This is a genomic window from uncultured Sphingomonas sp., from assembly GCF_937871615.1.
In the GTDB taxonomy this organism is placed as follows: Bacteria; Pseudomonadota; Alphaproteobacteria; order Sphingomonadales; family Sphingomonadaceae; genus Sphingomonas.
The window spans coordinates 61042-73603 of sequence record NZ_CALMPA010000020.1; the positions used below are offsets into that span (position 1 = coordinate 61042).

Annotated in this window: 19 protein-coding genes; 8 read left to right on the plus strand and 11 right to left on the minus strand. The window is 65.5% G+C overall.

What is annotated here, in order from left to right:
• The first annotated feature begins 44 nt into the window (after positions 1-44).
• Complete coding sequence (greA, locus tag Q0316_RS03950) at positions 45-521, plus strand: transcription elongation factor GreA (RefSeq protein ID WP_298669972.1); 477 nt, start codon at positions 45-47, stop codon at positions 519-521.
• Positions 522-707: 186 nt separating this feature from the next.
• Here the strand turns inward: greA and Q0316_RS03955 are convergent, their stop codons facing one another.
• From Q0316_RS03955 to Q0316_RS03975, 5 genes are read right to left on the minus strand one after another with little or no spacing between them, the layout of a single operon-like run.
• Positions 708-941, minus strand: a complete 234-nt coding sequence (locus Q0316_RS03955) for a DUF4170 domain-containing protein (RefSeq protein ID WP_298669974.1) — start codon at positions 939-941, stop codon at positions 708-710.
• A gap of 40 nt (positions 942-981) precedes the next feature.
• Positions 982-1458: a hypothetical protein gene (locus tag Q0316_RS03960; RefSeq protein ID WP_298669976.1), complete on the minus strand. Its 477-nt coding sequence runs from the start codon at positions 1456-1458 to the stop codon at positions 982-984.
• A complete protein-coding gene (locus Q0316_RS03965) occupies positions 1455-1817 on the minus strand; it encodes a DUF3618 domain-containing protein (RefSeq protein WP_298669978.1) in 363 nt (120 codons plus the stop codon). The genes Q0316_RS03960 and Q0316_RS03965 overlap by 4 nt, the downstream gene beginning before the upstream one ends.
• A complete protein-coding gene (locus tag Q0316_RS03970) occupies positions 1814-2110 on the minus strand; it encodes a phage holin family protein (RefSeq protein WP_298669980.1) in 297 nt (98 codons plus the stop codon). Before Q0316_RS03970 ends, Q0316_RS03965 begins: the two co-directional genes overlap by 4 nt.
• A 51-nt stretch (positions 2111-2161) precedes the next feature.
• Positions 2162-2650, minus strand: coding sequence for a hypothetical protein (locus Q0316_RS03975; protein ID WP_298669982.1), 489 nt, complete (start codon positions 2648-2650; stop codon positions 2162-2164).
• Positions 2651-2784: 134 nt separating this feature from the next.
• Here Q0316_RS03975 and eno point away from each other — a divergent pair, with 134 nt between their 5' ends.
• Both eno and Q0316_RS03985 read left to right on the plus strand, forming a co-directional pair.
• A complete protein-coding gene (gene eno, locus Q0316_RS03980) occupies positions 2785-4065 on the plus strand; it encodes a phosphopyruvate hydratase (RefSeq protein ID WP_298669984.1) in 1281 nt (426 codons plus the stop codon).
• A 43-nt stretch (positions 4066-4108) separates the two neighbouring features.
• Positions 4109-4423 carry a septum formation initiator family protein gene (locus tag Q0316_RS03985; protein WP_298669986.1) on the plus strand — a complete coding sequence of 105 codons (315 nt, stop codon included), beginning with the start codon at positions 4109-4111 and terminating at the stop codon, positions 4421-4423.
• Between the two features lie 11 nt (positions 4424-4434).
• On the opposite strand, the gene Q0316_RS03990 is transcribed toward Q0316_RS03985, so the two are convergent.
• The gene (locus Q0316_RS03990) at positions 4435-5832 is read right to left on the minus strand and encodes an MFS transporter (RefSeq protein ID WP_298669988.1); all 1398 of its coding nucleotides are present in this window, start codon (positions 5830-5832) and stop codon (positions 4435-4437) included.
• Here Q0316_RS03990 and Q0316_RS03995 point away from each other — a divergent pair, their 5' ends adjacent.
• Both Q0316_RS03995 and Q0316_RS04000 read left to right on the plus strand, forming a co-directional pair.
• Positions 5833-6054, plus strand: a complete 222-nt coding sequence (locus Q0316_RS03995) for a hypothetical protein (protein WP_298669990.1) — start codon at positions 5833-5835, stop codon at positions 6052-6054. It begins immediately after the preceding gene.
• A 5-nt stretch (positions 6055-6059) separates the two neighbouring features.
• Positions 6060-6404 (plus strand): hypothetical protein, encoded by a 345-nt coding sequence (locus Q0316_RS04000; protein ID WP_298669992.1) that lies wholly within the window; start codon positions 6060-6062, stop codon positions 6402-6404.
• 95 nt (positions 6405-6499) lie between these two features.
• Here the strand turns inward: Q0316_RS04000 and Q0316_RS04005 are convergent, their stop codons facing one another.
• Positions 6500-7033, minus strand: a complete 534-nt coding sequence (locus tag Q0316_RS04005) for a glycine zipper 2TM domain-containing protein (protein ID WP_298669994.1) — start codon at positions 7031-7033, stop codon at positions 6500-6502.
• Between the two features lie 89 nt (positions 7034-7122).
• A complete protein-coding gene (locus Q0316_RS04010) occupies positions 7123-9438 on the minus strand; it encodes an ATP-dependent helicase (protein WP_298669996.1) in 2316 nt (771 codons plus the stop codon).
• Between the two features lie 125 nt (positions 9439-9563).
• Here Q0316_RS04010 and Q0316_RS04015 point away from each other — a divergent pair, with 125 nt between their 5' ends.
• From Q0316_RS04015 to Q0316_RS04025, 3 genes are all read left to right on the plus strand, one after another.
• Positions 9564-9965 (plus strand): GFA family protein, encoded by a 402-nt coding sequence (locus Q0316_RS04015; protein ID WP_298669998.1) that lies wholly within the window; start codon positions 9564-9566, stop codon positions 9963-9965.
• Complete coding sequence (locus Q0316_RS04020) at positions 9965-10351, plus strand: nuclear transport factor 2 family protein (protein ID WP_298670000.1); 387 nt, start codon at positions 9965-9967, stop codon at positions 10349-10351. Before Q0316_RS04015 ends, Q0316_RS04020 begins: the two co-directional genes overlap by 1 nt.
• A gap of 112 nt (positions 10352-10463) precedes the next feature.
• Positions 10464-10988, plus strand: coding sequence for a hypothetical protein (locus Q0316_RS04025; RefSeq protein ID WP_298670002.1), 525 nt, complete (start codon positions 10464-10466; stop codon positions 10986-10988).
• A 54-nt stretch (positions 10989-11042) separates the two neighbouring features.
• Here the strand turns inward: Q0316_RS04025 and Q0316_RS04030 are convergent, their stop codons facing one another.
• The 3 genes from Q0316_RS04030 to purN are packed head-to-tail and all read right to left on the minus strand — an operon-like array spanning position 11043 to position 12558.
• A complete protein-coding gene (locus Q0316_RS04030) occupies positions 11043-11630 on the minus strand; it encodes a hypothetical protein (RefSeq protein WP_298670004.1) in 588 nt (195 codons plus the stop codon).
• A complete protein-coding gene (locus tag Q0316_RS04035) occupies positions 11627-12010 on the minus strand; it encodes an MmcQ/YjbR family DNA-binding protein (RefSeq protein ID WP_298670006.1) in 384 nt (127 codons plus the stop codon). Before Q0316_RS04035 ends, Q0316_RS04030 begins: the two co-directional genes overlap by 4 nt.
• Entirely contained in the window at positions 11995-12558 is a 564-nt protein-coding gene (purN, locus tag Q0316_RS04040) for a phosphoribosylglycinamide formyltransferase (RefSeq protein WP_298670008.1), read from the minus strand. Before purN ends, Q0316_RS04035 begins: the two co-directional genes overlap by 16 nt.
• Between the last annotated feature and the right edge of the window lie 4 nt (positions 12559-12562).

Here is a 12562-nt window from a genome sequence, read left to right on the forward strand (position 1 = left end):
GTAAAAGGCCGCTGACGAAGGGGTTTTGACGAAGGGATTGCGTGATGGCGACGGTAGAGAAGATGCCGATGCTCCAGGAGGGCTATGAGAAGCTCAGTGCTGATCTGAAGCGCCTGAAAGCGGAGCGTCCGCTGATCGTTGATGCGATCGAGGAAGCGCGGGCGCACGGCGATCTTTCGGAAAACGCCGAATATCACGCGGCGAAAGAGCGGCAGGGGCAGGTCGAGGCGCTGATCGGCGACATCGAAGACAAGCTCGCGCGCGCGCAGATCATCGACCCGAAGGAGCTTTCGGGCGACAAGGTGGTGTTCGGCGCGACGGTGACGCTGCTCGACGACGCGGACAAGCCCGTTCGCTATCAGATCGTCGGGCAGACCGAGGCGGACGCGAAAACGGGGCGGATCAGCTACAATTCCCCGCTTGGCCGCGCGCTGATCGGGCGCAGCGTTGACGACGAGGTCGAAGTGTCTGTGCCGGCGGGCGACCGCTATTATGTTGTGGCGAGCATCGAATTCATCTGAACGTGCCGCCGCTGGCGCGGCCCCATTCGCCGTGACATGAAAAAACACCGCCTTTGCTTGTGAGCGAAGGCGGTGTTTTGGTTTGGGTCGGTATGCTCGCCCGCGTCTTGCGGTGCACGCGGGCAGCGCCGCGCGCCGCCTTCTCCGTGACGGAGGCAGAGAAGTTGCGGAAGGGTTAGGGCGCGATCAGCCAGCGGTGCCGGGCTTGAGCAGATCCGGCTCGAGCAGGCGGTGGAGGTGAACCACCACATATTTCATTTCGGCATCGTCGACCGTGCGCTGCGCGGATGCGCGCCATGCCTTTTCGGCGCTGGCATAATCCGGAAAGACGCCGACGATGTCGATCGACGACAGATCTTCGAACTCAAGGGTACGCGGATCGGCGACACGGCCGCCGAAGACGAGGTGAAGCTTGCTCATGGCTGCGCCCTAGACCCGAGGGGATGCGGAAGGGAAGGGGTCAATGCGACCCCGCCTCCTCTTTGCCCGCTTTGGCGGCGGCATTGCCGGCGGATGCGGCGGCCTTGACCAGCCCGTCGAGCAGCGACTTCGCCTGGCTGCGCGCGGCTTCCTTGTTGATCCCGAGCGAATCGAGTTCGCTCTTGCCCGCGCTCTTGGCGGCGGCGATCGCCGAGGCCGCGGTGGCGCCGACCCGCTTGCCGATCGGCGCGAGCAATTCCTTCTCGCGTTTGCCGCGCGGGATGACCGCCGCGACCAGCGCGCCGAGCGCCAGCCCGCCGACGATCACGCCGATGGGATTGGCCTCAACCGTTTCGGCGGTGCGCTGTGCGGCGCTGCGGGCGCGATCGCGCGACGTTTCCACGGCGCCGCTGGCGCGGGTACGGGCGTTTTCCAGCGCCGATGAGGCTTTTCCGCGCGCGGAATCGAGCCCATCGCGCAACTTGCCGTGAGCGGTTTCGGTGGGGGCGTCGGTCATCTCTCTGTCCTTTCCGCGCGAGGCGGGTGTTTGGCTGGTTCAACGCGCGCCGCGGGTGCCGGTTTCTCGCGGTCGCGACGGGATTTTCGGGCCGTGTCGATCAGCATGGCGATGTGGCGACGGCCAAGGAAGGCGGCAAGGAGCGCGATGCCGCCAGCGATCTTTCCGGGATGGCGCTTCGCCGCCACCACGCCGGCGTCGAGCGCGCGCGCGCCGGTATCGTTGATGCGCCCGATCGCCTCCTGCGCGACATTGCGCGGGGCAAGCCGCGTCTGGAGCGCGCCAAGCGTCGCGGTCATCCGTGCGCGCGCATCGGCGGCGCGGGCCTCGGCGCGATCGAGGGCGGTCGGCTCGCTCATGGCCGGGACATCCGCCGGGCGAGCCTGCTTTTTCCGAGGAGCGCAAGCATCGCCGCGATCAGCAACGCCGCGCCGCAAACGATCGCGGTGGCTAGCCCGGTGCCGGTATAGGGGGCGATCGTGCCGATCAGCCCGACGAGCAGCGCGATCAGCGCGGCGAGCGCGAGCACCGCAGCCGCCGCGAACAGGATCGCGGCATCGCGAAAGCGCGCGATGCTGGTGGTGACGCGCGCTTTCATCAGGCCGATTTCGGCGCTGGCCACTTCCCGCGCATCGCCGGCAAGCTGGCCCACGAGGTCAGCGATCCCGGCGTCGACAGTCGGGCGATCCCCCTCCGCCACGCGTCAGGCCCGATCGCGCTGGTCCAGCCCGGCGGTTAGCAGGCGGGCGACAACGAAGCCGACCGCCGCCGCCGCGCCGATCGCGACGCCGGGGCTTTTGCGCACCAGTTCGCGTGCGCTGTCGATCAGTTCGTCCACGCTCCTGTCGTTGAGTTGCGACGAAATGTCCTGCACCTTTCCCGCGGCGCTTCGGGCATAGTCGCCATATTGCTCGCCCAGCTTTTCGTCGACTTGCCCGGCGGCATCCGACAGCAGTTGCGAAAACTGGCCAAGCGCGCTGGATGCGCGCGCCTTGCCATCCTCCGCCATCCCACGCGCCTTATCGCCGGCCTGTTCGCGGAATTTGGCGGTATTGTCCGTCAGTGCCTGTTTCGCGCCGGAAAAGCGGCTGCCATCGCCGTTCTTGAGCGAATCGACCGCTTGCGCCGCGGCCTCGCCGGACGCGGGCGCCGCGTCTTGGTCGGTCATGGGCTTGAGCGGGGTATCGGCCATCTTTGAAATCCTTCCTTGGTCACCATGACAACCCCGTCCCATGCGCGGAGGTTCCATCGTGAATTGCGGCCCGGCGGCGGCACGGTTAGAGGCAGCGCGAACCGCAATTCTCTCCATCGTAGAAGGATCGTTTCGTGACAGCAATCATCGACGTTCATGGCCGCGCCATCCTCGACAGCCGAGGCAACCCAACCGTCGAGGTGGACGTGCTGCTGGAGGATGGCAGCTTCGGGCGCGCAGCGGTCCCCTCCGGCGCCTCGACCGGCGCGCATGAGGCGGTGGAGAAGCGCGACGGCGACAAGGCGCGCTGGCTCGGCAAGGGCGTCGATCAGGCGGTGGATAACGTCAATGGCGAGATCGCCGAGGCCATCGTCGGCTTCGATGCCGAAGACCAGATGGAACTCGATCATGCGCTGATCGAACTGGACGGTACCGAGAACAAGGGCCGGCTCGGCGCCAACGCGATCCTCGGCGTCAGCCTTGCCGTGGCGAAGGCGGCGGCGGACGCGCGGGGCCTGCCGCTATATCGCTATGTCGGCGGCCCGGCGGCGCACGTCCTTCCGGTGCCGATGATGAATATCATCAATGGCGGCGAACATGCTGACAATCCGATTGATTTTCAGGAATTCATGGTGATGCCGGTCGGCGCGGAGAACATCGTCGACGCGGTGCGCTGCGGCGCGGAGATCTTCCATACGCTCAAGAAAGGCCTGCATGAAAAGGGCCTGGCGACGGCGGTGGGCGACGAAGGCGGCTTCGCGCCCAACCTTGCCAGCACCACCGATGCGCTGGATTTCATCATGACCTCGATCGAGCGCGCGGGCTACAAGCCGGGCGAGGACGTGATGCTGGCGCTGGATTGCGCCGCGACCGAATTCTTCAAGGACGGCAAGTATGTTATCGCTGGCGAGGGCAAGACGCTCGATCCGCACGCGATGGCGGATTATCTCGCCGATCTCGTCGCGCGCTATCCGATCCTGTCGATCGAGGACGGTATGGCCGAGGACGATTTCGAAGGGTGGAAGGCGCTCACCGACGCGGTTGGCGGCAAGGTGCAACTCGTTGGCGACGATCTGTTCGTGACCAATCCGAAGCGGCTGAAGGACGGCATCTCGCGCGGGCTTGCCAATTCATTGCTGGTAAAGGTCAACCAGATCGGCACGCTGACCGAAACGCTGGAGGCGATCCGCATCGCCGAGCGGGCGGGCTATACCGCGGTGATGAGCCATCGTTCGGGCGAAACGGAGGATGCGACGATCGCCGATCTCGCTGTCGCCACGAACTGCGGCCAGATCAAGACCGGCAGCCTCGCGCGCTCGGACCGGCTGGCGAAATACAATCAGTTGATCCGGATCGAGGAAGAACTCGGCCATGTCGCGCGCTACGCTGGCCGTGATGTGCTTCGGAACCGCTGAAACAACTTGAATAACGGCCGGTTCCGCGCGACAAAGCTCGTTAATGCGTCGCCGGCCGTCAACCTTTCTCGTCACACTGAAGCGCGCGGCCCTTCCGGCCGCCGCGCTCACGGTCATGGCGTTCTTCGGCATCTATGCCGTGGCGGGGCCGAATGGCGTGCTCGCGCTCGGCGATTACAAGCGGCAACTGGTAAAGCGCGAGCGCGATTATGCGCAACTCGATCAGCGCCGGCAGATGCTGCGCAATCGTGTCGCGTTGCTCGATCCGCGCCACGCCAATCCCGATATGGTTGATGAACTGGTGCGTCGCGAACTGAACGTCGCACATCCTGACGAAGTGATCGTCCCGCTCCACTAAGCGGTGTCGGCTCAATAACGGGTCTGGCGCAACGTCGGGATTTCGTCCCGTGTTTCGGCGAGCGATGGATTGCGGATCGAAGGGCGCAGCCGCGCGACGCTGCACAGCCCGGCAACCAGCGCGAGACCGGCGGAGATCAGCGGCGGCACGTTGCCCGAACCGACGCCATAAGCGAGCAGTGCTGCAACCAGCGTCGCCCCCGTCGTCTGGCCGGTCAGGCGCACGGTGGAGACGAGCCCGCCAGCGGCGGCGGCGCGCTCGCGCGGGGCGGAGCCGATAATCAGCCGCGCATTGGGTGGCAGATAAAGCCCGAACCCCGAACCGCACAGCGCCATGCGCCACGCGATGTCGAAATAGCTCGGATGCACCGGCATGAACGCGATCAGCGTCAACGCCGTGATCGAAATCGCCATGCCGATCCCGCCGAGGATTCCGGCAGGAATACGATCGGACAGATAGCCCGCCAGCGGCGAGACGATCATATTGGTCATCGGCCAGGGCGCGATCGCCGCCCCGATCGCGGCTGCCGAAAAGCCCAGCGCCTGAAGGCGGAACGGGGTGGAGACCAGCAGCGTCATCGAGGCGGTGAAGGCGAGGAACCCGCCGAGCGCGCTCAACCCCAGCACCGGGCGCGCCAGCAGGTCGATCGGCAGGATCGGCTTTGCCGCGCTACGCTCGCGCCGGATGAAATATACGCCCACCGCGACGCCGGTGAGCGCGATCGCGGCGGACACCACCGGGCTGTCGCCATGGACGCCGCTTTCCAGCCCGCCGATAATCAGCCCGAACATCGCCGCGCACATCACCGCGCCGGGAACGTCGAACGTCGCATGGCTTGGCCTGGGATCGGGAATCGCGCGGCCCAGCGCGAGGCTGAGCAACGCAAAGGGAATCGCGCTGGCAAACACCCACGGCCATGGCGCGAATGCCAGCACCAGGCCGCCGATGGTGGGCGCGGCGGCGGCTGAACTCGTCACCACCACCGAATTGATCGCCAGCCCGCGCCCAAGCTGATTGGCGGGATAGATTTGCCGGATCAGCGCGGAGGCTACGCTCAGCACCGCCGCCGCGCCCGTCGCCTGCACCGCGCGCACGATCAGCAGGAAGGGCAGGCTTTTGGCGAAGAAACACAAGAGCGTCGCGACCGTGAAGATCAGTTGCCCGGCCTGATAGGTGCGTTTCAGCCCGATCCGCTCACCCAGCCCGGAAAAGGGCAGCATCAGCATCACCAGCATCACCTGATAGACGGTGACGACCGATACGACCGAGCTTTGCGCTACCCCCAGATCGCGCGCGATCGTCGGCAGCGCGACATTGGCGACACCGCCGTCGATCACGACCAGCGCCGAGCCGAACGACATGGCGGCGATCGCGAGATAACGCCGCGGATAGGGAAGGCCGTCGTGCATGTGAACACCGATAGCGCCGATCGCGATCATCGCAATCGCTCGGCGCGCCGCTTTTTTTTGGGAGAGGCGTATCGCCGATGCACCGTCTTGGCCCGGCTTACCGCATCGGGCAGCCGGTTGCGGGCGCTGCAAATGGTCTATTTGAGCCAGCGGCTTATTGGGCGAGCAACAAAATTAGCTGGCAAAGGTTATTGCTGCATCGCAGCAGGGCAATTAATATGACCGGCATGAAGCTCAATTCCGAGGAGGATCGCGTGGCATCCGCCCCCCCGGCGGGTATGCCGGTCGTGTTCGAGGCTATCGTCAAGCGCCAGGCGCTGGCGGCGACCTACAATCGCGGTGCGATCACTATCGCGCCGCATGTCGTTTATACCAAGCATGGCGAATTATATGTCGATGCGATCACGCTCGATCGCGACGGCAAGCCGCCGCGCGAGGAGAAGATCGGCGCGTTCAAGATCGCCGGGCTTGGCGGCTTGCGGATGACCCCGCGCCGCTTCGAGGCATCCGCGTTGTTCGATCCGTCCGAGGCGCGTTACGCCGGCGTGACGTTGCTCGCGATCGAGCGGTGAGCGTTTCGCCGCTGCCCTGAAGACGCGGCGATATCCTTGCTGAAACGGGGCGCGGCCCCGGATGCCGCCAATGCCGCATCCGGGGCCTTGTGCGTTTACTGGCAGCGGAGCGACGAGTTCTTCTGGTCGATCGACTTGCCCGCGAGCGCGCCCGCCGCGCCGCCCAGCAGCGTGCCGACGATGCGGCTGCGCCCGCCGTCAATCACATTGCCCAGGATGCCGCCCAGCGCGCCGCCGACCACCAGCCCGGTGGTGCCGTCGCTGCGCTTGCAATAATAGCGACCGTCGTTGCCGGAATAGACGCGCTCGTCCGCGCCCATCGCGCGTTCGCGATATTGCGCGCCCCCGCGATAGTAACGCGTGGGATCATAGCCGTTCTCGTCGCGCCACCCGTCATTGGGATTATAACCGTTGTCGACGCGCGGCGGCGGGGGTGGATAACCGCCCGGATTGCGCCGCGAAATCTGGATGTAGCGATCATATTCCTGACGAAACAGGTCAAGCTCGCGCCCGAAACGATCCTGCGCCGCGCGAAACCGTGCTTCATCGGCGGAGGATTGCGCCAGCGCGGGCATCGCGGCGGTGACGCTGGCGGCGACAAGCGCCGCGCCTAAAATCCGGGTAAGCATTCTCGAAGACCTCCCTTGCCCAGGATCGGGCGAAAGCAAATTATTGCGCGCCGAACGTATCTTTCCTGAACGGCGCGGAAAAAGGAAAATCACGCGCTGGTGGTGACGAAACTGTCCATCACGCGCTTGCGCCCGGCGTGTTCGAATTCGATCTCCAGCTTGTTGCCTTCGATCTCGACGATCTCGCCGGGGCCGAATTTCTGATGAAACACCCTCATCCCGACAGACAGATCGCTGCGCCCCTTGTTGCCGAGGCTCACCGATGGCGAACGACTTTCCACCACGCGGGTCGGCTCGCGCGTGAAGGTGCGGCTTTTCCATTCGCCGCCGGGCTTCGTTCCCAGATTGCCCGCCGCGCGCTGCCAGCCGGGGCCGCGCCCGGTGCCGCGCGAAACCTCGGCGAAGGGATCGCCCCGTTCGGACCAGTTGGCGCGCCACAGGCTCGCGCCGCCCGACATGGTGGTTTCCTGCTCGATATGATCGCCGGGCAGTTCCTCCACGAAGCGCGACGGGATCGAGGAGGTCCACTGGCCGTAGATACGGCGATTGGCGGCATGAAGGATCGTTGCACGGCGGCGCGCGCGCGTGATCGCGACATAGGCGAGCCGGCGCTCCTCCTCCAAGCTGCGCACGCCGCCCTCGTCCAGCGCGCGCTGCGAGGGGAAGATGCCTTCCTCCCACCCGGCGAGGAACACCGTGTCGAATTCCAGCCCCTTGGCGGCGTGGATCGTCATGATCGTCACCTTCGCCTCCGCGCGCGCGCCCTCATTATCCATGACGAGGCTGACATGTTCGAGGAATGCGCCAAGGCTTTCATATTCCTCCATGGCGCGGGTGAGTTCGTTGAGGTTTTCCAGCCGCCCCGCCGCCTCGGTCGATTTCTCGGCCTGCCACATCGCGGTATAGCCGCTCTCGTCGAGAATCTGCCGCGCGAGATCGGGGTGGGAGAGATCGCACGCCATCTCGCGCCAGCGCGCGATATCGCCCACGAAGCTGCCCAGCGCGCGGCGTGCCTGCGGGGTCAGTTCGTCGGTGTCGAGGATGCGCGCGGCAGCGGCGCTCAGTGGTATCCCGTCGGCGCGGGCCAGTTGATGGAGCCGCGCGAGCGCCTTGTCGCCCAGCCCGCGCTTGGGCGTGTTGACGATCCGCTCGAACGCGAGATCGTCCGCCGGCTGGTTGACGACGCGCAGATAGGCGAGCGCGTCGCGGATTTCGGCGCGCTCGTAAAAGCGGAAACCGCCGACGATGCGATAGGGCAGGCCGATCGCGATGAAGCGATCCTCGAACTCGCGTGTCTGATGCTGCGCGCGGACGAGGATCGCCATGTCGTCCAGGCTCTTGCCGCCGCGCTGCGCCACCTCGATCTCGTCGCTGACGCGGCGCGCCTCCTCCGGCCCGTCCCACACGCCGATAACGCGGACCTTCTCGCCCGCGTCGATATCGGTCCACAAGGTCTTGCCGAGCCGCCCGCTGTTATTGGCGATCACGCCCCCGGCGGCGCCCAGGATATGCGGGGTGGAGCGATAATTCTGCTCCAGCCGGATCACCTTCGCGCCGGGAAAATCGCGTTCGAACCGCAGGATATTCTCCACCTGCGCGCCGCGCCACGAATAGATCGACTGATCGTCATCGCCAACGCAGCAGATATTGCGCCGCTCCTGCGCCAGCAGCCGCAGCCAGAGATACTGGACGCTGTTGGTATCCTGATATTCGTCTACCATGATGTAGCGGAAGCGCTGCTGATAATGCGCCAGCACGTCGCGATTGGTCCTGAGGATGGTCAGCGCGTGGAGCAGCAGATCGCCGAAATCGCAGGCGTTCACCGCCCTCAGCCGATCCTGATATTGCTGATAAAGCTCGCCGCCGCGGCCGTTGCCGTAACGCTCGCTCTCCCCGGCGTCGATGTCGCGCGGGGTGAGGCCCTTGTTCTTCCATTCGTCGATCAGCCCGGCGGCTTGCTTCGCGGGGAAACGCTTCTCGTCAATCCCGGCGGCGGCGATGAGCTGTTTCAGCAGCCGCAACTGATCGTCGGTGTCGAGGATCGTGAAGTTTGATTGCAGCCCGATCAGCTCGGCATGGCGGCGCAGCATCTTCGCCCCGATCGCATGGAACGTGCCGAGCCACGGCATCCCCTCCACCGCATCGCCCACCAGCCGCCCGACGCGTTCCTTCATTTCCCGCGCCGCCTTGTTGGTGAAGGTGACGGCGAGGATTTCGGAAGGATAGGCCCGGCGCGTCCACAACAGATGCGCGAGCCGCGCGGTCAGCGCCGCCGTCTTGCCCGTGCCCGCGCCGGCGAGGACGAGGACGGGGCCGTCGGTGGTCAACACCGCATCACGCTGCGGCGCGTTAAGCCCGGTGAGATAGGGCGGTTCGTCTGGGGGCGATACTGGTACGGTCACCATCGAACAGGTAGGGAACGAAGCCTCGCGGAGCAAGCGCGCTTTGGGCGAGGGCGCGCGATCAAAGGGGCTTGCGGCGCGACGCGGTTCGTGAGAACAAAATAAAAACACTGGCAGGAGAGAATCGCATGTCGATCACGGGCAAATGCCATTGCGGCGCGGTGACCTGGCGCGCCGAGGGCGAGCCGAAGCATCATGCCTTGTGCCATTGCGACGATTGCCGCCGCTGGTCCGGCGCGCCGATGGTCGGCTGGATCGCGTTTGACGATGATGCGGTGGTGATCGCGGGCGAGACGCGGGCCTATCACTCGTCGGAGAATGCGACGCGTGAGTTTTGCGCGGCGTGCGGCACCGGGCTGTTCTACCGTAACCCGGTTGCGCTGCCGGGGATCGTCGATATCCAGTCCGGCACGATGGACGATCCCGAGGCGTTTCCGCCGGGGGCGCAGATCATGGTCCGGCATCGGCTGGGCTGGATGAAAGGCATGGGCGACCTGCCCGAATTCGCCACCTATCCGGGGATGGAGTGATGGCGGCGCCCGATCCGATCGCGGGCTGGCATGATTATATGCGCGCGCCATCGGCGGAGCGGCTGGCCGCGTTGCTCCATGAGGATTGCGTGTTTCAAAGCCCGGCGGTCCACACGCCGCAAAAGGGCAAGGCGCTGACGATGAAATATCTCCTCGCCGCCGCCGAGGTGCTGGGCGGCAAGGAATTTCGCTATGTCGGCGAATGGCGCGGCGAGCGGTCCGCAGTGCTGGAATTCGAATGCGCCGTGGACGGCAAATACGTCAACGGCGTCGATATCATCGCGTGGGATGCGGATGGCCGGTTCACCGGGTTCAAGGTGATGATCCGCCCGATCAAGGCATTCGAGGCGGTGGTGCCAAGGATGGCGGCGGCGCTGGCGGGGTGATGGCGGTTTGGTTGGAAGGGGGAGGGGGTGGTATTGGGTGGATTTGCGACCGTCAGCTTCACGGGTGCGAAAGCCGATAGCTGCTGCTTGCCAGCCACGGTATGCACTTGCCATGAGCAATCAACCGCCGAAGATTGTCACGTGCTATTGCGCATCTCTGCCGGCGCTCGCTGTCGTGCCAATGGGTGGGGACGGATTGGATGAGCGCATATTCGCCTCCCTCGACCGAGTTCAGGAGCACGGGGGCAATCAGTGGTGGCTTTATGTGTCTGCCTGCAACAAGTGCGGGCAGAACTGGCTGATCGCGCAGGATGAGCGCATCTACGATAACTTCTACCTCCGCCGGCTTGAACCGGCGACGGTGAGCGAAATCCAGGAACATGGGAAGTGGCCCGACGAGTTCCTCACTTATGAGCGGGTTCTGCTGTTCGGTAGGACAATGGGCGATCAATGGACATTTCTCGATCCGTTTTCACCAGCGTTGGTATGGACAGCGGAGGATTTGCGGCGCGAACGACCGAACATATCCGTTGAAGAAATTAGCTATTTGCTCGCTATTCCGGTGCCAGATGCGAGGCGCCTACTCCGCAAGCCTACCGTGATTGACCGGTTTCGAGCTTGGGCGTTGCATCGCTGAACGCGCACAACTGCGACGCAAGCCGACGTTTCCGCGCGCCAAACAGCCGACCGCCTATTTCCCCGGTCGCTTGCGCTGCCATGCCGCCTCCAGCGCTGCGGGCGATCCGCTGCGCGATGTAAGCGTGAGGCCGGTGAGCACCAGCTTGCGGCCGCGCAGGAAGCGGCCTTCGGTGCGCCACAGCACGTCGTAGAGCGCGGTCTCGGTGCGGCTTGTGTCGCCGTCCCACCAGCTTGCGGCGATCAGCACGGGGAGGCGCCCGGTGCGGGCCTCGCTGCCGTCGGTGGCCTTGAGCAGGGCGTCCGCGAACCAGTCGCTCGCGATCCGCGGGCCGGGGAGCGCATCCTGCGGCGAAACGCCCAGCGCCTTGGGGAAGGAGACGGTCGCCGCGCTGAAATTGCGGTCGCCGTCAGCCAGCGTCAGCGTGCGGCCACCGTCCGCGACCTTGCCAATCAGCGTGACGATGCCATGCGCGCGATCGGTGCTGGCCGTCTGCGCGGCGCGTGCCGCATCGTCGGCGCGGCGACCGGACCAGTTGAGATAGAGCGTGCCCGCGCCGATCAGCATCCCCGCCACCGCGACCAGCTCGGCAAGCGTGATCCAGCGACGGCGCGTCGCGGCCTGATCGGCGGTTTCGCTCATCTTCCCCCCATTTCCAGCAAGCGGCGTGGCGCGATCAGTTCCCAGCTTCGCGCGATGCGATCCCCGATGCGATCCCAATCGGTATCCGCGCGATCCAGCCGCATCGCCACCCAGCCATAGGGGCCGAGATAGGCGGGGCGGAAATAGCAATCGGGGTCCATCTCGATCAGCATCGCCTGTTCCTCGCGATCGGAGGTCTTGACGATCACCACGGTTTCACCGTCGCCGTGATGATTATGCCAGAAATAGGCGAAGAATTTGCCCTTTTCGATATGGAATCCGGGCGCGCCGTGGCTTGCCCGTTCCGCCGACGCGGGTAGCGCCAGCGCGATTTCGCGTACACGAGCCAGCAAAGGCTCGATATTCACCTCGTCAGCCATTCCGTCAGGACGCGCGGATAGAGCCGATGTTCCTCCGCCAGCACGCGCGCGGCGAGCGCCTCCGCATCGTCGCCGGGAAGGATCGGCACGCGCGCCTGCCCAAGCACTGCGCCGCCATCGAGTTCCTCGGTGACGATATGGACCGAACAGCCCGCCTCGGCATCCCCCGCCGCGATCGCGCGGCCATGGGTATCCAGCCCCTTGTATTTGGGCAGGAGCGAAGGATGGATGTTGACGATCCGCCCGCGCCACCCCGCCACGAACTGATCCGAGAGCAGCCGCATATAGCCGGCAAGCGCGATATATTCGGCCCCCGCCGCTTTCAGCGCGCCATCCAGCGCCGCTTCATAGGCCGCCTTGCCGATGCCCTTGGGGGCGAGCGCGAACGTGGGGACGCCGTGTTCGCGCGCCCAGCCAAGCCCGGCGGCATCCGGCCGATCCGAGGCGACGATGACAACCTGATAGGCATCCCCCGCCGCCTTCACCAGCGACTGCATGTTCGATCCGCGCCCGGAGACAAGGATCGCGACTTTCGCGGGGGTGCTCATGCCC

Bases quoted from the DNA above. Each gene is read 5' to 3' on its own strand.
- greA (WP_298669972.1), top strand. From the start codon at position 45: ATGGCGACGGTAGAGAAGATGCCGATGCTCCAGGAGGGCTATGAGAAG.
- Q0316_RS03955 (WP_298669974.1), bottom strand. From the start codon at position 941: ATGAGCAAGCTTCACCTCGTCTTCGGCGGCCGTGTCGCCGATCCGCGT.
- Q0316_RS03960 (WP_298669976.1), bottom strand. From the start codon at position 1,458: ATGACCGACGCCCCCACCGAAACCGCTCACGGCAAGTTGCGCGATGGG.
- Q0316_RS03965 (WP_298669978.1), bottom strand. From the start codon at position 1,817: ATGAGCGAGCCGACCGCCCTCGATCGCGCCGAGGCCCGCGCCGCCGAT.
- Q0316_RS03975 (WP_298669982.1), bottom strand. From the start codon at position 2,650: ATGGCCGATACCCCGCTCAAGCCCATGACCGACCAAGACGCGGCGCCC.
- Q0316_RS03985 (WP_298669986.1), top strand. From the start codon at position 4,109: ATGCGTCGCCGGCCGTCAACCTTTCTCGTCACACTGAAGCGCGCGGCC.
- Q0316_RS03990 (WP_298669988.1), bottom strand. From the start codon at position 5,832: ATGCACGACGGCCTTCCCTATCCGCGGCGTTATCTCGCGATCGCCGCC.
- Q0316_RS04000 (WP_298669992.1), top strand. From the start codon at position 6,060: ATGAAGCTCAATTCCGAGGAGGATCGCGTGGCATCCGCCCCCCCGGCG.
- Q0316_RS04005 (WP_298669994.1), bottom strand. From the start codon at position 7,033: ATGCTTACCCGGATTTTAGGCGCGGCGCTTGTCGCCGCCAGCGTCACC.
- Q0316_RS04010 (WP_298669996.1), bottom strand. From the start codon at position 9,438: ATGGTGACCGTACCAGTATCGCCCCCAGACGAACCGCCCTATCTCACC.
- Q0316_RS04015 (WP_298669998.1), top strand. From the start codon at position 9,564: ATGTCGATCACGGGCAAATGCCATTGCGGCGCGGTGACCTGGCGCGCC.
- Q0316_RS04020 (WP_298670000.1), top strand. From the start codon at position 9,965: ATGGCGGCGCCCGATCCGATCGCGGGCTGGCATGATTATATGCGCGCG.
- Q0316_RS04025 (WP_298670002.1), top strand. From the start codon at position 10,464: ATGAGCAATCAACCGCCGAAGATTGTCACGTGCTATTGCGCATCTCTG.
- Q0316_RS04030 (WP_298670004.1), bottom strand. From the start codon at position 11,630: ATGAGCGAAACCGCCGATCAGGCCGCGACGCGCCGTCGCTGGATCACG.
- Q0316_RS04035 (WP_298670006.1), bottom strand. From the start codon at position 12,010: ATGGCTGACGAGGTGAATATCGAGCCTTTGCTGGCTCGTGTACGCGAA.
- purN (WP_298670008.1), bottom strand. From the start codon at position 12,558: ATGAGCACCCCCGCGAAAGTCGCGATCCTTGTCTCCGGGCGCGGATCG.